This is a genomic window from Arthrobacter sp. UYEF20, assembly GCF_040546335.1.
Lineage (GTDB): Bacteria > Actinomycetota > Actinomycetes > Actinomycetales > Micrococcaceae > Arthrobacter.
In genome coordinates this window covers 24,785-46,261 of sequence record NZ_JBEPNP010000028.1, presented here as the reverse complement: position 1 = coordinate 46,261, position 21,477 = coordinate 24,785, and the positions used below count along the sequence as shown (strand labels likewise).

General features: G+C 67.4%; 19 protein-coding genes and 1 pseudogene. 8 read left to right on the top strand and 12 right to left on the bottom strand.

Features of this window, described 5'->3' with window-relative positions; all coding sequences use genetic code 11:
- Positions 1-183: 183 nt before the first annotated feature.
- Complete coding sequence (locus ABIB26_RS21240; protein WP_354247839.1) at positions 184-765, top strand: hypothetical protein; 582 nt, start codon at positions 184-186, stop codon at positions 763-765.
- Positions 766-1,461: 696 nt separating this feature from the next.
- On the opposite strand, the gene ABIB26_RS21235 is transcribed toward ABIB26_RS21240, so the two are convergent.
- From ABIB26_RS21235 to ABIB26_RS21215, 5 genes are all read right to left on the bottom strand, one after another.
- Positions 1,462-1,665 carry a cold-shock protein gene (locus ABIB26_RS21235; protein ID WP_069950491.1) on the bottom strand — a complete coding sequence of 68 codons (204 nt, stop codon included), beginning with the start codon at positions 1,663-1,665 and terminating at the stop codon, positions 1,462-1,464.
- 309 nt (positions 1,666-1,974) lie between these two features.
- Positions 1,975-4,725, bottom strand: a complete 2,751-nt coding sequence (locus tag ABIB26_RS21230) for a PEP/pyruvate-binding domain-containing protein (protein WP_354247836.1) — start codon at positions 4,723-4,725, stop codon at positions 1,975-1,977.
- A gap of 21 nt (positions 4,726-4,746) precedes the next feature.
- Positions 4,747-5,103, bottom strand: a complete 357-nt coding sequence (locus ABIB26_RS21225) for an NIPSNAP family protein (protein ID WP_354247833.1) — start codon at positions 5,101-5,103, stop codon at positions 4,747-4,749.
- A gap of 108 nt (positions 5,104-5,211) precedes the next feature.
- Entirely contained in the window at positions 5,212-5,838 is a 627-nt protein-coding gene (locus ABIB26_RS21220) for a response regulator (RefSeq protein WP_354247831.1), read from the bottom strand.
- A complete protein-coding gene (locus tag ABIB26_RS21215; protein WP_354247828.1) occupies positions 5,835-7,052 on the bottom strand; it encodes a sensor histidine kinase in 1,218 nt (405 codons plus the stop codon). The genes ABIB26_RS21220 and ABIB26_RS21215 overlap by 4 nt, the downstream gene beginning before the upstream one ends.
- Before the next feature lie 206 nt (positions 7,053-7,258).
- On the opposite strand from ABIB26_RS21215, the gene ABIB26_RS21210 reads away from it, so the two are divergent.
- Positions 7,259-7,855: a GlcG/HbpS family heme-binding protein gene (locus ABIB26_RS21210; RefSeq protein ID WP_354247825.1), complete on the top strand. Its 597-nt coding sequence runs from the start codon at positions 7,259-7,261 to the stop codon at positions 7,853-7,855.
- 10 nt (positions 7,856-7,865) lie between these two features.
- Positions 7,866-8,621, top strand: a complete 756-nt coding sequence (locus tag ABIB26_RS21205; RefSeq protein WP_354247823.1) for an ankyrin repeat domain-containing protein — start codon at positions 7,866-7,868, stop codon at positions 8,619-8,621.
- 18 nt (positions 8,622-8,639) lie between these two features.
- On the opposite strand, the gene ABIB26_RS21200 is transcribed toward ABIB26_RS21205, so the two are convergent.
- From ABIB26_RS21200 to ABIB26_RS21180, 5 genes are all read right to left on the bottom strand, one after another.
- Positions 8,640-9,590 (bottom strand): glycosyltransferase family 4 protein, encoded by a 951-nt coding sequence (locus ABIB26_RS21200; protein WP_354247820.1) that lies wholly within the window; start codon positions 9,588-9,590, stop codon positions 8,640-8,642.
- Positions 9,591-9,681: 91 nt separating this feature from the next.
- Positions 9,682-11,835, bottom strand: coding sequence for an amylo-alpha-1,6-glucosidase (locus tag ABIB26_RS21195; RefSeq protein ID WP_354247817.1), 2,154 nt, complete (start codon positions 11,833-11,835; stop codon positions 9,682-9,684).
- Positions 11,836-12,080: 245 nt separating this feature from the next.
- On the bottom strand, positions 12,081-13,265 hold the full coding sequence (locus ABIB26_RS21190) for an acetyl-CoA acetyltransferase (protein WP_354247814.1): 1,185 nt from the start codon (positions 13,263-13,265) through the stop codon (positions 12,081-12,083).
- The gene (locus ABIB26_RS21185) at positions 13,262-13,969 is read right to left on the bottom strand and encodes a CoA transferase subunit B (RefSeq protein ID WP_354247811.1); all 708 of its coding nucleotides are present in this window, start codon (positions 13,967-13,969) and stop codon (positions 13,262-13,264) included. Before ABIB26_RS21185 ends, ABIB26_RS21190 begins: the two co-directional genes overlap by 4 nt.
- Before the next feature lie 49 nt (positions 13,970-14,018).
- Positions 14,019-14,756 (bottom strand): CoA transferase subunit A, encoded by a 738-nt coding sequence (locus tag ABIB26_RS21180; RefSeq protein ID WP_354247808.1) that lies wholly within the window; start codon positions 14,754-14,756, stop codon positions 14,019-14,021.
- Between the two features lie 200 nt (positions 14,757-14,956).
- On the opposite strand from ABIB26_RS21180, the gene ABIB26_RS21175 reads away from it, so the two are divergent.
- The gene (locus ABIB26_RS21175) at positions 14,957-15,733 is read left to right on the top strand and encodes an IclR family transcriptional regulator (protein WP_354247805.1); all 777 of its coding nucleotides are present in this window, start codon (positions 14,957-14,959) and stop codon (positions 15,731-15,733) included.
- 278 nt (positions 15,734-16,011) lie between these two features.
- The gene (locus tag ABIB26_RS21170) at positions 16,012-16,989 is read left to right on the top strand and encodes a plastocyanin/azurin family copper-binding protein (protein WP_354247802.1); all 978 of its coding nucleotides are present in this window, start codon (positions 16,012-16,014) and stop codon (positions 16,987-16,989) included.
- A gap of 125 nt (positions 16,990-17,114) precedes the next feature.
- On the opposite strand, the gene nadE is transcribed toward ABIB26_RS21170, so the two are convergent.
- Positions 17,115-17,939: an NAD(+) synthase gene (nadE, locus tag ABIB26_RS21165; protein ID WP_354247799.1), complete on the bottom strand. Its 825-nt coding sequence runs from the start codon at positions 17,937-17,939 to the stop codon at positions 17,115-17,117.
- Between the two features lie 150 nt (positions 17,940-18,089).
- Positions 18,090-18,290, bottom strand: a pseudogene (locus ABIB26_RS21160) (substrate-binding domain-containing protein); the annotation flags it as partial.
- A 167-nt stretch (positions 18,291-18,457) separates the two neighbouring features.
- Here ABIB26_RS21160 and ABIB26_RS21155 point away from each other — a divergent pair.
- Genes ABIB26_RS21155 through pyrE form a run of 3 tightly spaced genes read left to right on the top strand, consistent with a single transcriptional unit; the run spans position 18,458 to position 21,457 of the window.
- Positions 18,458-19,519, top strand: a complete 1,062-nt coding sequence (locus ABIB26_RS21155; RefSeq protein ID WP_354247796.1) for a LacI family DNA-binding transcriptional regulator — start codon at positions 18,458-18,460, stop codon at positions 19,517-19,519.
- A gap of 56 nt (positions 19,520-19,575) precedes the next feature.
- Positions 19,576-20,820, top strand: coding sequence for an FAD-dependent oxidoreductase (locus ABIB26_RS21150; protein WP_354247793.1), 1,245 nt, complete (start codon positions 19,576-19,578; stop codon positions 20,818-20,820).
- Positions 20,821-20,872: 52 nt separating this feature from the next.
- Complete coding sequence (gene pyrE, locus ABIB26_RS21145; RefSeq protein WP_354247790.1) at positions 20,873-21,457, top strand: orotate phosphoribosyltransferase; 585 nt, start codon at positions 20,873-20,875, stop codon at positions 21,455-21,457.
- The last annotated feature ends 20 nt before the right edge of the window (positions 21,458-21,477 follow it).

Genomic DNA, 21,477 nt, shown 5'->3' with positions numbered 1-21,477 from the left:
GCAGCCCTCACAGCCCACCAGATCCGCGACCAGGAATCCCTGGCAGCGTAACCGAAATAAAACGATGAAACTGTCTCAGAAACTTGACGTGCGCACAACAACAAGAACAACAACAAGAAGGCCCCGGCCCCGGTCTGCCAGAGCGGCACGCCGCCACCTTCCAACCGGTACCCGGGTGTACTCGTGGTGGCAACCAGTTTCGAATCCGGAACGCTGGAGGGATTTATTGCCCGCACGTCGGGGACCGGGACGGCCTCTGTCACCTCCGACCAGCACCAATCAGGGGGCTGCGCGGCCTTCCTGCACGTCACGGATGACTCAGGCTCGGTGGCAAACATGTCAGCAGCCCTGCCGGGGGGCTCCTCGGGCGCCTACGCCGACGGCTGGTTCAACATCACGGCGGCGGGCAACGTAGGAAACAACGTCCCGTATTTCCGGTTCTTCAACGGTGGCAACCGTGTGGCCGATGTTTTCCGGGACAACGGCAACGGCCAGCTGTGGCTGCGCGTAGCGTCCCCTTCGGGCACTTACGGGTACACCAACCTTGGACTGGCGGTACAGCTCGGCTCCTGGCACAAGGTGGTGACGCATGTGGTGGCCAACGGTGCCGCCTCCACCGTTGAGGTCTGGTTCGACGCCAGGCTCCTCTACAGCAACCAGGTCAGCACAGGGTTCACGACGCTGACCCGGGTGCAGCTGGGAGCGGAGCACCCCCGGCAGGTGGGCGACAGCTATATCGACGATGTCATTATCAAAGCTTCATAACGCCGCTGCCCTACGTGGACTGGCTACCGGGGCATGTGGGCTGAGATCCCGCCGGAAGAAGCCCGAACCTGACCAGCTGGAAGGGATGTTCAGCAGGGTGGAGGAAGTCGAACTCGAGGTCGATGTGCTCGCCTTCGAGAATGGCGTCCGTGATGACGGCGATCTGGCTGTCATCCCGTTCCGGTAGTCTCTTCGCACTGTGCCATATTCGTCCGTTCCGCTACAAACGTTCACCGTGGACAGAAGCTGTGACTTACACCGATACATGGCCGCGTTTTCGCAGCGGTAAATGGCGCATGCCCGGATCCCGTAACGGGAACCTTCACCGGTCGGGTGAATTGCTGCTGCAGCAGCGGCAACAACATCGGCTCGTTTGTCCGGAGGGTGAGTCGCCTCCGTCCAAGGGCCTCGTCAGTACGTGAACTGTCGTTTTCTGCGTTCCGGGCCGGAACTGCATTTGACCCGGGTTATAGACGGTCGCGAGCACTCACCGACTAGCCGCTCGGCGCGTCCTCCCGGAAGGCGACACCCAGCGATCACAGAACGCCGCCAAAGAGCATCCAACTCCACCCGCCACGGCGCAACGGTGCTGACCGCTGCGGACGACAAACGCCCCGCCGGAGGAATCCTCCGGCGGGGCGTTTGTGGTCTTCGCGGACAGCGTCCCGGACTGGCCGGGAGCGCCCTCCTAAGTCATTAGAGCGGGCGGATGTTCTCAGCCTGCGGGCCCTTGGGACCCTGGGTGACGTCGAACTCGACCTTCTGGTTCTCGTCCAGTGAGCGGTAGCCGCTGCTGGAGATTGCCGAGTAGTGGGCGAAAACGTCGGCTGACCCGTCATCCGGGGCAATGAAGCCAAAACCCTTTTCGGCGTTGAACCATTTAACTGTGCCTGTAGCCATGCCATTATCCTTCTGAAATGCTGCTGATCTCCGGCGGCCCTGCGGCCAACGGCTGCGGAGACATTCGTCCGCTGTCCCCCAACGTACGGGGCGGCGGGCCGCGGTGCAAGAGGCCAGCGGGGCCATTTCGTTCCGGATGGAGACCATGGTCAGGCCACGATGGCCACAATCCCGGTCATTTTCCCCTCCCGGAAGGAGGCTGAAATGCTCGTCGCCTGCCTGGACGCGGGGCCCGGCAGACCCGCCGCGGGGGCCCGGCAGACCCGGCGCCGATGTTCGCCCGCTGTGCGGCGGCAACTCCCCGCGCCGTCACTGGCGGACGGTGCCGGCGGATCCGTCCACGGTGACAGTCTGGCCGGTGCGCAGCCGCGTGGTGGCCTCAGGCACGCCCACCACGGCGGGGATGCCGTATTCGCGGGCCACAACGGCCCCGTGTGAGATGACCCCGCCCATTTCCATCACGAGGGCACCGGCGGTCAGGAACAAGGGGGTCCACCCCGGGTCCGTGGAGGGTGCCACCAGGATTTCGCCGGGTTCGAGGTGGGCGCCCACCGGGTCCAGAATCACCCGCACCGTTCCGGTGGCCGTGCCGGCCGAGGCCGGTGTGCCGGACAGGCCATCGGAGGCCGGGGATTTCGCCATCATGGCCGCCTCCACGTCGGTGCCGTCGGACAACAGGAGCCGGGGGATATGCCGCCGTCGGAGTTCCACGTCGTAGAGCCGGCGGCGGTCCGCGACCAGGCCCCATAAATCGGCGCCGCGCAGTCCGACGCGGATCTCATCGAAGTCCAGGAAGAAGACGTCGTCCTGGCTCGCCACGCTGCCGGTCGCGGCCAGCTCGGCGCCGACCGCGGCGAGCTGCCGGTGCATTTCTGCCAGCGCCATCACGATGTAGAACTTGGGCAGTTCGCGCAGCCCTGACAGCTCCCGGGCCCGGCGCAGGCACAGTTCCAGGAGGCGCGCCCGCCAGCGGCCGCGGGCCCGCGCCCGCTCCACGAGGCTGTGGATCCGGTCCTCGGAGTGTTCTGCCGCCCGGGCGAACTGCCGGTCCGGAGCCTGTTCGGGATCCTCCACCCGCAGATAGTTGGAGATCATGCCGAGGATATGGTCCGGCTGCTCCGACCACCGCGGCATGCCGAGATCGATTTCCGCTACGGCGCGGTGACCGTACCGCGCAAGGAAGCTCCGGACGCCGGACTGCGCCGGCGCGGGCAGGCCGCCGGCCCGGAAGATCCCGGCGAGCTCGTCGGGGCGTTTCGCTAGAAAGGCCTCGCGTGCAGCCGGATCGGCGCCGATGGAGACCGCCAGCTCCCAGAGTTCAAGATCCATCTCGGTGGTCACGTTGTTCGGCAGCCCGCGCAGCACCGCTTCCAGTTCGCGCGGCTGGGCAATTCCGCGCAACAGCCTTCGCGCCACGGCCAGCATGATGTAGCCGGTCGATGGGCCCGGCAGGGTGGCCTGGATCAGTCCGTCGACCGTCCCGTCCAGGATGTTCTGGGCGTAGTCGAGCCGCTGGAAAGGCGTGGCAGGCTCGGGCAGCGCCAGCTCCGCTTCGAGCCGCTTTCCATACGCCTTCGCCCGGCGCAGTTCCGCCTCCGGACGGAGCGCAGCCCCGATGAGCGCCGGTACTAACTTCAGGATCAGGCCAAGACTCGCGGTCACCGCTGTACTGCGGACTTGCCAGGCACGGCCGGACCGCTTCGCCTGGGCCGGGAACTTTCGGGAGTTCTTGATAACCCGGAATCTCGGGTCCTCCAACAGCGCCGGAAAAACGGCCGCGGATCTCCCGTCCGCCAGCGGCAGAAACCTCAGCAGGTAGCGGCGGCCGAGCCTGCTGCGCACTACGGACGTCAGGTCCACATACATGCGCAGCCCGGGATTGACGTACTTCCAGGGCCCCTGCCGCATCCCGCCGAGGACCGAGAGCCCCAGCGGCGTGATCGGCCGGGTCAGCCCCTGGAGCAGGGTGCCGCACAAATACACCCGGGTTCCGCCGTCGGCGTCGGCAGCGGCGTCTGCCGATTCCCGGGCTGGCGGGTCCGACAGCGGATACAGCGTGGTGATCGGCCGGGACTGGGTCAGCCAGATCGTGCCCGAAGCATCAATGACCCACTCCACATCCTGCGGGGCGTCGAAAAGGCGCTGGACCGCGTCGCCCAGGGAGGTGAGCTCGCTCAGCTGCGCGTCGCTGAGGCTTGGTTGCCGGCCGTGTTCCGGGCCGCCCGCCGTGCGGTGCAGGACCCAGGCCGTGGCGGTGTCCAGGACGAAGTGGTCAGGATTGACCGCCCCGGAGACCACGGCCTGACCGGGGCCGGGGCTGGCGTCGATGACCGTCTCCGTCCTCGTTCCGGTGACGGGATTGGCGGTGAACAGGACGCCTGCGGTGACGGCGTCCGCGACCCGCTGGACGACGACGGCGAGGCCGACGTCACGGTGGCTGATCCCGGTGGCCGAGCGGTAGGCGACCGCCCGCTCGCTCCAGAGGGAGGCCCAGCAGCGGCGGACGGCCTCGATCACGGCGTCGGCGCCGACAATGTCCAGGTAGGAGTCCTGCTGGCCGGCGAAACTGGCGAACGGCAGGTCCTCCGCCGTGGCTGAGGACCGTACAGCGACGGCGGGCTCGTCGCCCGGGGCGGCCCCAAGCCCGGCGTAGGCCGCGCGGAGTGCGGCGTCCACCTCGGGCGGGACCGGCGATGACCCGACCAGGTTGCTGGCGCGCTCCGCCGTCCCGGCCTGCACCGTCCCGGACTGCACCGTCCTGGCCTCCGCCGTCCCGTCCTGGACAGTCCCATGCGCCACGGCCCGGGCAGCCGCCGTATCGAGTTGCTGTGCCAGCGCTGCCAGTTCTCCCGGCGCCGCCAGCTCGTAGGCCTCTGTTGTCAAGCAGAACCCGGACGGGACCGGAAAGCCGGCGGCCAGAAGCTTGCCGAGGTTTAGGGCCTTACCGCCCACGAGGCGCAAGGCGACTGAGCCGGCCTCTTGGAGGTCCACCACGAGGGGGGCAACCAGGAACCCGTCCGCCGCATCGCTGACCGGGGGAGTCCGGTCTGCAGCAACCATTTCCCGCTCCTATTCCCACTCCTAGGAAGTGTCCGCGTCCTCGCCGGTGTCCTCCCACAAGACGTCCAGATTGCGGAAGACAGGAGGACTGTCGCACAGGCCGGCCATCTTCGCAGCGAAGTCGGAGGTTTCCGGCCGGCTGGAATTTTCCATGGCCGACTCGTAGGACTCGAACTCGACGATCGTGAAGTAGGTTCCGGGGTGGTCGCGGTCCGCGGTGGCCAGGATCCGGCCGAACGTCGGTGCGGTGCTTCCCTCCGACCTGGACGGCCGGCCGAGTTCTTCAATTTCCTCGATCCGGGAGGACTGGAATTCGATGATCTGCACAAACCTGGCCATGACGGCTCCTCGACGGCGGCGGATGCTGATGCGGCTCACGCTAGACCTGCTGTGTTAGCAGTGCAAGAGGTGCTGCCAGGGTGCTGCGGGAGCCCCGCGCCGCCGTCGTCGGAAGTCCCGGACGGAGCCCGGCTAGGGGGTCAGCAGCTAGCGCATCCCCTCCCGGCGAATCGCGGTGGCGATGGCCGCGGCCCGGGTCTCCACGCCCAGCTTGGCGTAGATGTGTGCCAGATGGGTCTTGACCGTGGCCTCGGAAATGAAAAGCCGCTGGCCGAGCTCCCGGTTGCTGAGCCCCTCCGTCAGGAGGCCCAGCAGCTCCGCCTCACGCGGCGTCAGGACCTCGTCCGGATTCCGCAGCTGCTGGAACAGCCGGGAGGCCACCGGTGCGCTCATGACGCTCTTGCCCTGGACCGCGCCGCGGACGGCAGCGAAGATCTCCTCCGGTGCTGCGTCCTTGAGCAGGTAGCCCATGGCCCCGGCATCCACCGCCCGGACAATGTCGGCGTCGGAATCGTAGGTGGTGAACACCAGTACCGCCTGTTTGCCGTTGCGCCGGCGGAGTTGCTTGATGGCCTCGATGCCGTCCATGCCGGCACCCATGGCGAGGTCCATCATCACCACTGCGGGGGAGTGCTCCTCCACCGCCATCAGGGCTTCCTCGCCGGAGGCGGCCTCGGCCACGACGGCGATATCAGGCTGCGTTCCCAACAGCGCCTTGAGCCCGCTCCGGACCACCAGGTGGTCGTCCACCAGGAGCACGGTGATGGCACTCACCGATCCTCCTCCGCGGGCAGTTGTGCGGCCACAATCGTCCCTTCGCCCGGGGTGCTTTCCACCGAGAAGACGCCACCCAGCTGCTCCACCCGCTGTCGCATGGCCCGCAGGCCGTAGCCTCCCGCGCGCGACGGCGGGGCCAGCGACGACGGGTCAAAGCCGATGCCGTCGTCGTACATGTCCAGCGTGACGGCGCCCGGCAGGTAACCGAGCGTCACCGTGACGTGGGTGGCCGAAGCGTGCAGTTTGATGTTTGCAGCGGCGCTCTGGACCACCCGCAGCAGGGCATGCCGGACATCGGGCGGAACCGGGCGTGGCTCACCGGTGACCAGCAGCCTGGTGCCCGGGACATAGAGCGTCGCCGCCTGAAGCACTGCGTCCGGCAGGGGGGAAGCGTCCAGGCCGGGCGAGGCCAGTTCGTGGACCAGGCTGCGGGTATCGGACAGGTTCTGGCGCAGCATCCCGCTGGCGCGGCGCACGTCCTCCTGCGCAGCGGGGCTCGGCCAGGATCTATTGGCGGCTTCGAGGAGGAGCAGGCTGCTGGCGAGGCCCTGCGTCACGGTGTCGTGGATTTCGCGGGATACGCGCTCGCGCTCCTCGATGGTGCCGGCCCTGCGCTCGCTGGCCGCCAGCCTGCCCTGGGCCAGGGACACCTCGGCGTGCAGGCGGCGCTGCTCCCCGGCGTCGTGCTCGATGCGGTCGTAGATCAGGGTCAGCATGACAGCCACGGCCAGCGGCCCCAGCAGCATGGCAACATCGCTGCCGCCGCCGAGCCGGAACAGTCCGACGGCGGTGGCCGCCGCCGTCGCGCCTCCCGCCAGGTACGCCACCCAGCCGGCGAACGCCGTCCGGCACAGGAAGAACACGGCGAACGAGCACCACGCGAAGCTGGGCGCGGCGATGACCAGGACCGCCCACAGCGCCGCGAGCACAAACATCCACAGCGCCCACGGCCGCCTGCGCTGCGCAAGGACCGCCGTCACCGCATAGAGCGCACACACCGCTGCGGCCAGCGCCACGATCCATACGTTGTCTGCCGGGCTGTGCCGCATCACGTAGCGGACCGCCGACGCCACCATCAGCACGGCGAAACCGAGATGGACGACGGCGTCAATCCGGCCGCGCGGCCAGCCGTCCGCCGCGCGGTGGTTCTGCAGGGTGGCTGCGTTGTCCTGGGCAGGTTCCGGGGGTCTGGCTGGTGCTGAAGACGGCATGGGGTGTCCGGTTCCGGTGGATGGAGTGCTACCCACCATGCTAGGGCCCGCGTCGTTGCTGGTCTCTCAGCCTTTTGGCTGACACGGCAAGCCCGATGGCGGAGGCGGGTGCAGGCGAACGCCTGATGCCCGGGACCGGGGCCAGCCGGAAGGATGGAGGTATGCCCAGGGGCACGGCCCCGCAACCGCATTCCGAGGAGAAACCCATGAAGAAGTCCAACAAGACTGTTGCCATCGCCGCTGCCGGAGCGTTGCTCCTGATAGGGGGCGTCACAGCAGCGGCCAACGCCGGTACCGTTCCGGTTGCGTCAGCATCTGTAGCTGCCCCGGCGGCGGTTCCGGAGGCGGTTCCCGCCGTCGATATCCAGCCGGTTCCTGAAACGGTGGTGGCCCAGAACCGCATCAGCGTAGGCGCCTCTGCGGCCGCAGTCAACGCTGCCCTGGCCAAATGCCAGGCCGACAAGCTGCCGTTCGTCACGGTCGCCCTAGTGGACCGCTTCGGTACCGTCCAGGCACTCCTCCGCGGCGACAACGCGGCGGAGCACACCATCGAAGCCGCCCAGCAGAAGGCTTACACGGCAGCTGCCTTCGGAACGCCCACGAGTGAGCTGGCCAAGCGGATCAACGGAAACGGGCCCAGCATCGCCGACCTCCCCGGCACGCTTTTCCTGGCCGGCGGCGTCCCCCTCAAGGTCAACGGCGTGTCGGTGGCCGGCATCGGTGTGGGCGGCGCTCCCGACGGCATGCTGGACGAAGCCTGCGCAACTGCAGGCGCCGGTGCCATCGCCGGAACCGCCAAGTAGGCTCTGATTCATGACGTGGTCCAGTACACCCGGCCGGCGCCATGGTCTGCCGGCACTGGCCGGGGCAGCGGCATTCGCCGTGCTGCTCACGGGCTGCACCTCGGAAGGCGGGACGGCGGCGGCCCCGCAACCGTCGTCGTCGGCAGTCCCCGCAACGAGCCCGACGGCGGCAGTCGCCTCACCGACGGCGGCAGCCGCCTCACCGGCGACGGCAACTGCTTCACCGGCGACGGCAGCCGCAGGGAGTGCCCGCCCGGCGCTTTCCCCGGCGGCCCAAATGGAGCTTGATCAGCGGCTGATTCTCGCGGCCAAAGCCAACGATCTGCCGCTCGTGACGCAGCTGATCCAGGCCGGAGGAGACGTCAACGCCAGGGACGCCATGCAGGATTCGGCGTTCCTCTATGCGGGGGCCGAGGGCTTCAATGAGATCCTGCAGCTGACGCTCGCCAGCGGCGCCGATGTTGCCAGCACCAACCGCTACGGCGGCACGGCGCTCATCCCGGCGAGCGAACACGGGCATGTGGAAACCGTTCGGATCCTCATAGCGGCCGGCGTGCCGGTGGATCACGTCAACAACCTGGGCTGGACCGCCATGCAGGAAGCCATCCTGCTGAACAGCGGCGGCCCCAGGCAACAGGACGTGGTCCGGCAGCTGCTGGATGCCGGTGCGGACCCGGGCATCCGGGATCCCCAAGGCCGGACGGCGCTGGAGAACGCCGAACGGCTGGGCTTCGCCGAGATCGCTGCCCTGATCCGGGCCCGCTGACCGGGCGCGCCGCTTGGGCTACGTTCCGGCGAGCACGTCCTCGAACAATGCCACGTATTTCCGCGTCATCGCCTCCGCGCTGAATCGGGTTTCGACGGCGGACCGGCAGTCATGCCGGTCCAGGCCGGACGCGCGCTGCAGGCAGTTGGCCAGTTCATCGGTACCCGCGGCGAGGAAACCGGTGACTCCGTCCTCGATGATTTCCGGTGCGGAGCCCCGCGGAGTGGCCACAACGGGGGTGCCGGCGGCCAGCGCCTCGATCATGACCATTCCAAAGGGCTCGTCCCACTGCACAGGGTTGAGCAGTGCGACGGCATTGCCCAGCAGGGCGAACTTTCCGTCGGCGTCCAGTTCTCCGAGGAACTCTTCATCAGGCCCGAGCAAGGGAGCCACCACGGAGCGGAAATAATCCACTTCGGCCGGGTCGGACATTTTTGCGGCGATCTTGAGCTGCATTCCCGCTCCGCGGGCCACCGCTATGGCCTCAGCAATGCCTTTGCACGGCGCCATTCGGCCCAGAAAACACGCGTAGCCGCCGGCTCCGGCACCGGGTGGAACAGTTGCGGGATCGATGCCGTGGTGGATGACCCGTCGGATTTTCACGTCCGGGGCGCTGTTGGCCTGATGCTGCGAGATGGCCACCAGTGACACGTCCCGGCTGAAGGCTTCATAGACCCGGCACAGCGCCGGCGTCATGACCGTATGAATGGTGCTTACCACTGGAATCCCGGGTGGGCGGTGCCGGTACAACGGTCCCGCCAGGGTGTGGTCATGGATGATATCGACGTCGTCCAGTCCGGCGTAGGCCCTGATCACGTGCGGCAGCTCTGAGCTTGTTCTGCCCATGGCGGCACGCTCTGCCCGGGCGAAACCGCCGATCCGTTCGACCGGGCAGGTGCTGTCGGCCGCCGCGGCAAGCACCACGCTGTGCCCGGCCGCCGCCAGCGAGGTGGCCAGCGCATGGATCATCGCCTCCGTTCCGCCGTAGCCTATCGGCGGGACGGGGAGCCATGGTGGAGATATCAGTCCTATCCGCAAGATGCGCGCTCCTGCTCGGGGTTTAGCCCGTCTTGTCCAGCTTCTCGGCGAGCTCAACCAGATCGGCAAGGGGGGGACGTGTCCCGCGGTGGAACGTCATGCCCGGCGGGAGCCCCTCGATCGTGGCCTGGCTGCCGGTCACGTCGATGGTGATCCGGCCATCGCCTATGGGGCAGTTGGTGATGTGGACCCGGCCCCAGGACTCCGGCAGCACCGGGTCCATCCACATACCGTTCATGGAGACGTGGGGGTCATACCGCAGCAGTGTGCGCAGCAGATGCACCGGGGTGGTGGCAGCCCAGGCCTGGGGCGAGCACGCCGTCGGGTAAGGCACCGGTTCCGGGAAATCAGTGCGGTCAAATCCGCAGAACAATTCAGGCAAGCGGTGGTCCGTGAAATCCGCCGCCTCAATAAGCCCGAGGGCAACCCGCCGGGCCTCGTCCACGAATCCGTACCTCATCAGGCCCGTAGCAATCATCGCGTTATCATGCGGCCACACGGATCCGTTGTGGTAGCTCGCCGGGTTGTAGGCGCCCATGTCCGTGGCCAGGGTGCGGATCCCCCAGCCGCTGAACATTTCCGGCGACATCAGCCGGGCAGCCACCAGGGGCGCCTTGTCGGCGTCGATAATCCCGTTCCACAAGCAGTGCCCCATATTGGAGGCACAGGCATCCACCGGTCTCTTGTCCCGGTCCAGTGCGATGGCGTAGTAGCCGCGGTCCGGCAGCCAGAACTGTTCGTTGAACTGCTTTTTTAGCCGCGCCGCGCGTTCCCGCAACTCCCGTGCCAAAGCCAGGTCCCCGGCGTCGTACGCCATCCACGCCCGGGAGATGTAGGCGCCGTACACGTAACCCTGCACTTCGCAGAGGGCGATCGGCGGTTCTGCCATGCGGCCGTCCGCGAAATTTATGCCGTCCCAGGAATCCTTCCATCCCTGGTTGATCAGCCCCTGGTTGTTGAGCCGCTGATACTCCACAAAGCCGTCGCCGTCGCGGTCCCCGTAATCCCTGATCCATTCCAGCGCCCTGTCAGCGTTGGGCAGCAGTGCGGCCACCTGGTCCGCGGCGAGGCCCCAGCGGCTGACTTCGCCGAGCAGCGTGACGAACAACGGCGTGGCGTCGGCCGTGCCGTAGTAGGCGGACTTGCCGCCCAGTGCCAGGCCCGTGCTGACGCCCAGCCGGACCTCATGGAGGATCCGGCCGGGCTGCTCTTCGGTCAGCGCGTCCACCACGTTGCCCTGCCTTTCGGCCAGCGTCTGCAAGGTATCCATGGCCAGCGACGGGTCCACAGACAGCGCCATATAGGACGAGAGAAGCGAGTCGCGGCCGAAGAGGGCCATGAACCATGGAGCTCCCGCCGCGACGACGGTCCGGTCCGGATGCAGCGGGTCCTCGATCTGGAGGGCGCCGATGTCATCATGGCTGCGCTGCAGGGTGCGGGCAACCGACACGTTGCTGACGTGCGTCGCGGGGATATTCCGGATCCACTCCTGGCGCCGTATTTCCGCAGGCGAGGTGCCGGTTGCCTGGCGCTGGAAGGGCGCGGGCGTTCCGGCTGCATCCAGTAGCGGCGACACCGTCACCGTTGTGCGCCACTGGCCGTGCGGCGGCACCACGGTGCGGTAGCCCAGGCCTTCGTGGCTGAAAGTCGCGTCGGGAGCCTGCAGGACAACCCCCTTGTGAATTCCCCGCCAGACGCCCTGGATGGTGAGGGAGTCGCCTTCCGGGTGCCGGGACTGGTCCCAGTGCCGGATGATCCGGGCGTTCTTCACCTCGAAGAGGTCCGCGAAGTCCGCGTCCATCGCCAGGTCCAGCACGCACACGGCAGGCTCGCGGGAATGGTTCCGGACGGTGATCTCCTCCAGGATGCCAGCACCCACCTCGCGGTTTCGTTCCACGATCAAAGGGCTGTCCGCATTGCCGGCTGCCCGGGCCGGACGGCCGATGAAGACGGCCCGGTACGGTTCGAGGGCACGGGCGGCCAGCGGCTCCAAAGTCGCATCATTGACCGTCAGTCTCCAGCGGGAGACGATGCGGGTGTCCTCATGGAACACACCATGGGGGCGGTCGGAGTACATGTCGCCGGCCAGGCCGGAGATGCAGAAGTTCGAGCCATCCACAAGTGTCACGGTGGCCCCCAGGGGGCCAGCCGCGGTGTCAGCATTCCATCCAGCCATCCCTGGCTCCTTTGACGCTAATCCGGTAGGCAACGCTCCGGGGCCCGTTCCTGTGGACCCCACGGTGGATCAGAAGGGCTGCCACCGCGGATCGAGCAGTCGTGGGATCTTCGTCCTCATCGGCCTCCAACGGCGCCTAATTGGCAACGAATCTGTCACGGCGGGCCTCCACCGGGAACACGTTGGTTCTATGACCCTACGCTTGTGGTTCTGTGGACGCTAGACGCGAAACCCACCTCATATCTCTAGACCGCCTCGAGCACGCTGACGTAGTTGGCGATGCCGACGCCGCCCATGTTCTGCACCGCGGCGCGGCGCGGGTTGGTCAGTTGCATCGCGCCGGCGGTGCCGCTGAGCTGCATTGCGGCGACGACGTGCTGGGAGACGCCGGTGGCGCCCACCGGGTGGCCCTTGGCCTTGAGCCCGCCGGAGACGTTGACGGGCAGCTTGCCGTCCTTGAAGACCCAGCCCTCCTGGACCGCGCGGGCGCCCTGGCCGGGTCCGGTCAGCCCCATGGCCTCGTACATCAGCAGTTCGGCGATGGTGAAGCAGTCGTGCACCTCCGCGAAGTCCAGCTCGTCCAGCCCGACGCCGGCCATCGCCAGCGCGCGCTGCCAGGACACCCGGGTGGCGGCGAACGCGGTGGGATCCCGGCGGTCGGCGGGCAAGAAGTCGTTGGCCTGGCCGAAGCCGGCGAGCCGGACCGGGGCGGTGGCCCCACCGGTCGGGGCGAGGCTCAGAACGACGGCGGCGGCGCCGTCGGACACGGGGGAGCAGTCGGTGCGGCGCAGCGGATCGGCCACCATCGGGTTTTTGTCCGAGACCGTGCGGCAGAACTCCTCGCCGAGGTCCTTGCGGAGCTGGGCGTAGGGGTTGTCCACGCCGTTGCGGTGGTTCTTCGCGGCGATGGTGCCGAGCACATCGGAGACCGGCCCGTAGCGCTTCTCGTAGTGCTTGGCGACCTCGGCGAACAGCCCAGTGAAGCCGGTGGTGGAGGCCTTGCCGGCCATGTCGTAGTCCGCGCCCAGGAGGGCGGCGCCCACGACGTCGGCGCCGGCCTGCGTCATTTTCTCGGCACCGATCACCAGCACGGTCTTGGCCGTGCCGGCCAGCAGCGACTTGGTGCCCTGCTGGAACGCGGCGGACCCGGAGGCGCAGGCGTTCTCGACCCGGGTGGCCGGGACGTTGGCCAGCTGGTCGGAGACCTGCAGCGACAGCGAGGAGGGGAAGGCCAGCGGCATCATGCCGGAGTTGAACTGGCCGAGGTAGATCTCGTCGATCTGCCCGGGTTCGATCCCGGCGTTGCCGATCGCCTCGGTGGCGACCTGGACGATGAGGGACTCCAGGGTCTCGTCCGTCAGCTTGCCGAAACGGCTGTGTCCCCAGCCGGTGAGCAGGACATCCTTGCCGAACTGTTCGCGCAGGCTCATGCCGAGGCTCCTTCGAATTCTGTTGTCTCTTCGGGTACTTCAAGTACTTCAAGGGCGACGGTGAACTCCGCCTCCGTCTTCCGGCGGATCTCCGCCACGGTGACGCCCGGGGCGAGGCGCGTCAGCGTGAGCTGCCGGCCGCCGTCGCGTTCGTCAGACTTCTCCAGGTCAAACACCGCGAGATCGCTGATGATCCGGTCAACGCAGCTCAGGCCGGTGAGGGGCAGGGTGCATTCCTTGACGATTTTGGCGGTGCCGTCCTTGGCGTTGTGCTCGGTGAGGACCACCACCCGGGGCGTGCCGGCGACGAGGTCCATGGCACCGCCCATGCCCTTGACCATCTTGCCGGGGATGGTCCAGTTGGCGAGGTCGCCGTTGCCGGAGACCTGCATGGCGCCCAGGATCGCGACCTTCACGTGCCCGCCGCGGATCATGCCGAACGAGGTGGCGGAGTCGAAGATGCTCCCGCCGGGCAGCACCGTGACGGTCTGCTTGCCGGCGTTGATGAGGTCCGCGTCCTCCTCGCCTTCGTAGGGGAACGGGCCCATGCCGAGCAAACCGTTCTCGCTCTGCAGGACGACGCGGACGCCCTCGGGCAGGTTGTTGGCGACCAGCGTGGGGATGCCGATGCCGAGGTTGACGTAATCGCCGTCGTTCAGTTCTTCGGCCGCGATCGCAGCCATTTCATTCCGGGTCCAGGCCATGATGATTCTCCTCAGGTGGTGTGGGGGCGGCGGTTCAGGCCGGTGCTGTTCAGGCCGGCAAAGCGGCGGATGCTGCTTCTGCGGCTTCGGCGCGGGGGCGGACCGTCCGCTGTTCGATGTCCATGACCCGGCCGCCGGCCTGCACGAGGCGCTGGATGAAGACGCCGGGGGTGATGATGTGGTTCGGATCGAGCGCGCCGGGCTCCACGATTACCTCGGCCTCCGCGACGGTCACGGCGCCCGCGGTGGCCACCACGGGGTTGAAGTTCTGGGCGGTGTAGCGGTAGATCAGGTTGCCGTCGGTGTCCGCGGTGTGCGCGTGGACCAGGGCGACGTCGGCCTTGATGGCGCGTTCCTGGACGAACGTCTCGCCGTCGAACTCGGCGAGCGGCTTGCCCTCGGCGACGAGGGTGCCGACGCCGGTCTTGGTGTAGAAAGCGGGGATGCCGGCACCGCCGGCGCGCAGGCGCTCGGCGAGGGTGCCCTGCGGGGTGAACTCCACTTCCAGTTTGCCGGCGAGGTACTGCTCGGCGAAGAGCTTGTTCTCGCCCACATAGGAGGCGATGACCTTGCGGACCTGGCCGGCCTCGATCAGCACGCCGAGGCCCTTGCGGTCCACGCCCATGTTGTTGGACACCACCGTGAGGTCCTTGACGCCGGAATCGCGGACGGCCTCGATCAGGTCCGCCGGGATCCCGCTGAGGCCGAAGCCGCCGACGGCGAGCGTCATGCCGTCCCGCAGTACGTCCTGCAGTGCGGCAGCCGCCCCGGATTTCACCTTTGACATTGCATCTCCTCGTTGAGCTCTTGACGCAATCCACGTTGTGGACCGTTCCTCTGATATTGGAGCCTACGGTGCCGAAACGGAGGCTGTCAACGAATGATTCTGGCTTGGGATGTGCCGTTTTTACAGTGTGGACGGTAGACTTGCGACTATCCACAATATGGATTGTTTAGGCCAATCCGACGCAAACTCTCGAGGAAAAGATGAATTCTTCACCGGTCCAGGGCGCGCAAGTCGTCAGCCGCGTCGCGTCCCTGCTGCGCATTGTCGGGCGAAAACCGGAGGGCTCCCCACTCGTGGCGCTGGTCCGGGAATCGGGCCTCACCCGTCCCACCGTGCACCGGCTGCTCAGCTCCCTGGCGGCCGAAGGGCTGCTGGACCAGGAACCGGGCAGCGGCAACTGGGTGCTGGGGCCGGAGATTCTCTTGATGGGCTCCGTGGCCTCGGCCCGGTTTCCCCTGGAAGATATCGCCAGGCCCAGCCTCCGGCGGCTTGCCGAGAAGACCGGGGAAAGCGCGTTCTTCTCCATCCGCCGCGGCGCCGAAACGGTGTGCCTGCTGCGGGAGGAGGGAAGCTTCCCGGTACGTTCCTTCGTACTGCACGAAGGGGTGCGCTTCCCGCTGGGGGTCGCCTCCGCCGGCACCGCCATCATGGCGTTCCTGCCCCCGGAGGAACAGGAGGAGCTGCTGGCCCACTGGGCCGAGCACGCCGGCAGCTTCGCGGCGGCCCACACCGTGGCGCTGGTCCGGACCAACCTGGAAGCGACGCGCCAGGCAGGTTATTCGGTCAATCCGGGGCTGGTGCTGGAAGGAAGCTGGGGGATGGGCGCCGCGGTTTTCGACCAGCGCGGACGCCCCGCCTGGGCCCTGTCCCTGACCGGCATCGAGCCGCGATTCCGGCCGGAGCGGCAGGCGCAACTGGGCCGCCTGCTGATGGACGAAGCCCACCGGATCTCGACCCTGCTGCAGGGCACCGGGTAGGCCGGCCATTGCCCGCAGTCTCCGGGAATCATCTCGACAAAACGTGGGCCGCGGAGCACCATGAGAAATGCATGTGAAACCGCATTAACGCTTATGCCCGGCAGCGGGCCCGTTTCTGGCGGCTTCCTGCCCCACCCGATGCTGGGCGGTTGGGGGAGCGGATGAAGCCTGGCGGAAGCGGACCCCTCCGGCCCCGGCCGCCGTCGTGGTCGACGGCTTCCGTGAAAAATACCAGGCCGGTAGCCGGCCGTTAGCCCAGCGTCAAAGGAGTGAGTCCCGTGGCTCCTCATCCAGAACTCTTGTCTATGCAACGTCTGTTGCGCGTTTTTGTCGCCTCCCTTGCTGCCGTGTTGATGACGGTGGCCCTCAGCGGCGCCGCCGTCGCCGACGGCGGTAGGTCAGCCCGCACCTGGACTGTGCAGGTCGGTTCCGAATCCTCCGACCAGGCGATCCAGGGAATGGCGTTCCTGCCCGAGAATGTCTTCATCAATGCGGGTGACAAAATCACCTGGAAGGCGAACTCGGCGGAAATCCATACGGTCACGTTCCTGGCGGCCGGTCAGTCCCTGGAGTCCACCCAGCCTTTCGACCCGGCGCTGGACGCGAACATCCATCAGCAGGGCGGAAAGAGCTATGACGGGCAGTCCTATTACAACTCCGGCGTCATGACGAATGTGTCAAACAGCGGCTTTGACCAGACCAAGGAATACTCGCTGAAATTCCCGGCCACGGGTGAATTCACCTACTACTGCCTGGTGCACGGGATGGCCATGAAGGGGACCGTCCACGTCCGGGAGGCCGGAACCGAGTACCCCTACAGCCAGTCCGAATATGACCACCAGGCCCACAAGCAGGAGCGGAAGATCCTGCGCGACGGCGAAAAGCAATGGGAGGCTGCCCGCGAGCATGTGGACCAGAACACGGCCGCCAATACGGTGATCGCCGGCACGGACAACGGAACCGCCATGGTGATGCGGTTTGTGCACCAGGAGATCAAGATCCACGTCGGTGAGAGCGTGACGTTCGTGAATAACGGCATGGGTGCCCCGCACACCGTCACGTTCGGCACGGAGCCGGCCGATCCGTTCGCATCGCTCGGCGATCCCACCAACTTCACCGGCGGGGACCTCAGCTCCGGGCTCATGCCGCTGAAAACCACTTACACCGTGACCTTCAAGAAAGCGGGGGACTTCGACTACATCTGCGCCCTGCACGACTTCATGGGCATGGTGGGCACAGTGGAAGTCCGGGACTGATCACGTCCCGTATGCCGTGTCCCGTATGCCGTCGCGGGGCACTTTGACACGGACACGCCGCCCACGTGCGGGTGGACCACAGCATCACGGCTCAAAGTGCCCCGCGATGGCGCCCCATTGGGCCCCTACTGCTTCCACCAGGTGTCGCTGAGGGTGACCGGGACGGTGCGCTTGTGCCGGGTCCGGAGATATTTTTGTTCGATCCGTTCGGCCACCTCGGCCGGGACGTCGCGGCCCTCAAGGTAGTCGTCGATCTCGTCGTACTTCAGCCCGAGCTCGTCCTCGTCGGTGCGGCCGGGCTTGCCGTCGAGCAGGTCGGCGGTGGGTACCTTGTCCCAGATCCGCGCCGGGGCACCGAGCTCGGCGAGCAGGGCACGGTTCTGGCGCTTGTTGAGCCCGAACAGCGGCAGCACGTCGACGCCGCCGTCGCCGAACTTGGTGAAGAACCCGGTCACGGACTCGGCGCCGTGGTCCGTGCCGATCACCAGGTAGTTGTGTTCCCCGGCGAGCGCGTACTGCGCAATCATGCGGGAGCGGGCCTTCATATTGCCCTTGGTGAAGTCGGAAACCTGCTCGCCCGTGGTCTTCTCGAACTCCTGCTCGAAGCCGTCCACGGCGGGCGCGACATTGAACACCCATTCCGTTTCCGCGCCGATGAAGTCCAGGGCGGCCTGGGCATCCTGTTCGTCGTGCTGCACACCGTAGGGAAGCCGGACGGCCACGAAGTTCGCGTCCGTTCCCTCGGCTTCCAGTTCCTCGACCGCCAGTTGGGCAAGGCGGCCGGCAAGGGATGAATCGAGGCCGCCCGAGATGCCCAGCACGAAACCCTTGGTGTGGGTCGCCGTCAGGTATTCCTTCAGGAACGTGACGCGTTTGCGCACCTCCTCGGCGGGGTCGATCCGGGGCTGCACGCCCAATTCTTCAATGATCTTCGCCTGGAGTTCACGCATGACTCAAAGCCTAGCCAGCGGTGTCAATCGGACTCAACTGTGTCGCTCTGATTGGCGCTGCGCAAAATACCTTGCGCTACGCGAATACCCGTAGCGCAGGGTATTTTTCGCAGCGCCCGCGGGGTTGCGCAGCGAAAACCACGCCCGCCATCACAAAGCCTGCGGCACAGCCCCGGTGGAGCCGCGCACCGTCAGATGGGTGGGCATCACCGAGCGGCTGCGGCTGCCGGCTCCGCTGAGCGGGTTCAACTGGGCCAGCAGCATGGACACCGCCACACGGCCGGCCTGCTCGATCGGTGACGACATGGTGGTCAGCGGCGGGTTGCAGAAATCGGCGCCGAAGATGTCGTCGATGATGACGGCAGGCACTCCGGGGACGTCGCGGTTGACGGTGACCAGTGGCATCTTCGCCGCGGCGGCCTCCCGGCCCAACTGGCCCGCAGTTGTTGCCGTTTTGAACCCTCAAAACGGCATCAACTGCCAGCTAGTTGGGTGGGTTTCATCGCTAGGATGGGGCGGTGACTGAACCTAAGAATCCGGAAGCTGCCGCATCAACGGGGCCGGTCAGCAGGAATGGCCGGCGCGGTAAGTCCAGCGCCACCATTTACGACGTCGCCAGGGTTGCCGGAGTCAATCCGTCCACGGTCTCCAGGGCGCTCAGCAAACCGGGCCGGGTCAGCGTCAAGACACAGAAGCTGATCGAGAATGCCGCCTCCGAGCTCAACTATCACGTCAACCCCTTTGCCCGCGCCCTGCCCACCGGGCGGACCAGCACCCTTGGCCTGATCGTCGCCGACATCACCAACCCGACCTTTTTCGGCGTCATCCGGGGTGCCGAATCAACGGTCACAGCGCGGGACTACACGCTGATGCTCGCTGAATCCTCAGAGTCGCCCGAAACCGAGCTGACCGCGGCCCGGCGCATGATGACGACCGTGGACGGGCTCATCCTGGCCAGCCCCCGCATGGATGACGAGAATATCCGTGCACTCGCCAAGGGCAAGCCCGTGGTGGTCATCAACCGCGAGGTGGAAGGCGTGCCGTGCGTGGTGCCAGACGTCAACACAGGAATCGCCGAAGCCATCCGCAGCCTCGCCGCCAACGGCCACCGCAGGATCGCCTACGTGGCCGGCCCGCCGGAGTCGTGGATGTCACGCCGCCGCTGGGAAGGCGTGCAGACCGCGTGCGAATGGTCCCGGCTGGAGGCCGTGCGGCTTGAATCCTCCCGGCCGACGGTTTCCGGTGGCCGGGAGGTGGCCCGCGGCGTCCTGGCCAGCGGAGCCACGGCTGTCCTGACCTACAACGACCTCCTGGCCATCGGCCTCATGCAGGAGCTTCAGGCCGCCGCCGTCGTGGTGCCGGACCGGATCAGCATTGTCGGCTTCGACGATATTTTCGGGGCAGACTTCACCACTCCGCCGCTGACCACCGTGCGATCGCCGATGACGGAGTGCGGCACGGAAGCGGCAAGCCTGCTCCTGGACGCCCTGCAGGGCATCGAACATCCGACAGCCCTCCTGCGGGTGGAAACGGAGCTCGTGCTGCGCGGCTCCAGCGGCCGCCTCCTTCCCTCCGTCTAACTGACGTCGCGCACAGACCACTCCCGCGCCTGCCCGCGCAGGCGTACCGTGGGGCCATGGAAACTACCGGATGCGCTGTGGTGGGCGGCGGTCCCGCCGGCATGATGCTCGGCCTGCTGCTGGCACGGGCCGGGGTGAAGGTGACAGTGCTGGAGAAGCACTCCGATTTCCTGCGGGACTTCCGCGGCGACACCGTGCACCCCTCCACCATCCGCCTGATCGACGAGCTCGGTCTGGGGGCCGAATTCCGCCGGCTGCCGCAGAGCCGCCTCAGCAACGTGGCCTTCCCGGTGCCGGGCGGACCGCCCGTGACCATGGGCGACTTTGACGCCCTGCCTGCCCCCTACAATTACGTCGCCATGATGCCGCAATGGGACTTCCTGAACTTCCTTGCCGACGCCGCCGCCAGGGAACCGGGGTTCACCCTGCTCATGAGCCACGCCGCCACGGGACTGGTACGCAACGGCGGACGCGTCCGGGGAATCCGCGTCCGGACCCCCGACGGCGCCGAGGACGAACTCCTGGCGGACCTGGTCATCGCCACGGACGGGCGGCACTCCACGCTCCGCAGCGCGGCCGGGCTCGCCCCGAAGGAGTTCCCCGTGCCGTTCGACGCCTGGTGGTTCCGGCTGCCCCGCCATGCCTCCGAGCACGGAGCGGTAGCAGGGATCGTCCCGGCGTTCGGCCGGGGCGAGGCCCTCGTGGCCCTGCTCCGCAACGACTACTACCAGATGGGCTATCTCGCGCCGAAGGGCACGGACGTCCGGATCCGTGCCGAAGGCCTCGAGGGCTTCCGACGGCGGATCGCGGCACTCCGCCCGGACCTCGCCGACCGCGTGGACGCCATCGCGTCGCTCGAGGACCTGCACTGGCTGGACGTCCGCATGGACCGGCTCCGTTCATGGCACATCAACGGCCTGCTCTGCATAGGCGACGCCGCCCACGCCATGTCCCCGGCGGGCGGGGTCGGGATCAACCTCGCCGTCCAGGACGCCGTGGCCGCCGCGGAGTGCCTCGCCCCCGCGCTCCTCCGCGGCCGGGTGACCGTTGAGGATCTGGTGAAAGTCGAACGACGGCGGCGCATGCCCACCGTTGTCGTGCAGACCGTCCAGCGCTTGATGCACCGCACGGTCTTCGCACCCATCATGACCGGTAAGAAGTCACGGCTGCCTCCGGCCGTGCTGTATGTGGGCCGGCGCGTCCCGGCGGTCCGGCGCATCATGCCCCGGTTCATCGCGTTCGGACCGCGGCCCGAGCATGCTCCCGCGTTTGCCCGCCGCGCCCAACGGACGCCGACGTAGCACTGGCGCCCGGCTGGGAAACCGGACCCCGCTGAGCACTAAACTGGGAGCCATGACTGCCACCCCTGACTCTGCCTCTGACACTGCCGCTGCCCGCGCCCGCCTGCTGGAACTCATTAAGGAACTGGCCGTGGTCCGCGGCAAGGTCATCCTCTCCAGCGGCGCCGAGGCGGACTACTACATCGACCTGCGCCGCATCACCCTGCACCACGAGGCGTCGAAGCTGGTGGGGCAGGTCATGCTCTCGCTGCTGGCCGACGCCGGGATCGACTTTGAGTGCGCCGGCGGCCTCACCATGGGGGCGGACCCCGTCGGTACCGCCGTGATGCACGCCGCCGCCGACGCCGGACGCCCCGTGGATGCCTTCGTCGTCCGCAAGGCGCAGAAGTCCTACGGCATGGGCCGCCAGGTGGAGGGCCCCTCCGTCGACGGCCGCAAGGTGCTGGTCCTGGAGGACACCTCCACAACGGGCGGTTCCGCGCTGACCGCCGTCGAGGGCGTCCGCAAGGCCGGCGGCAACGTGGTTGCCGTCGCAGTGATCGTGGACCGCGCGACCGGAGCCAAGGAAAAGATCGAAGCCGAGGCCGGCGTTCCCTACCTGTTCGCCTTCGGCAAGGACGAACTTGGCCTCGCGTAGACCGCAGCCCGAGCCGCTGA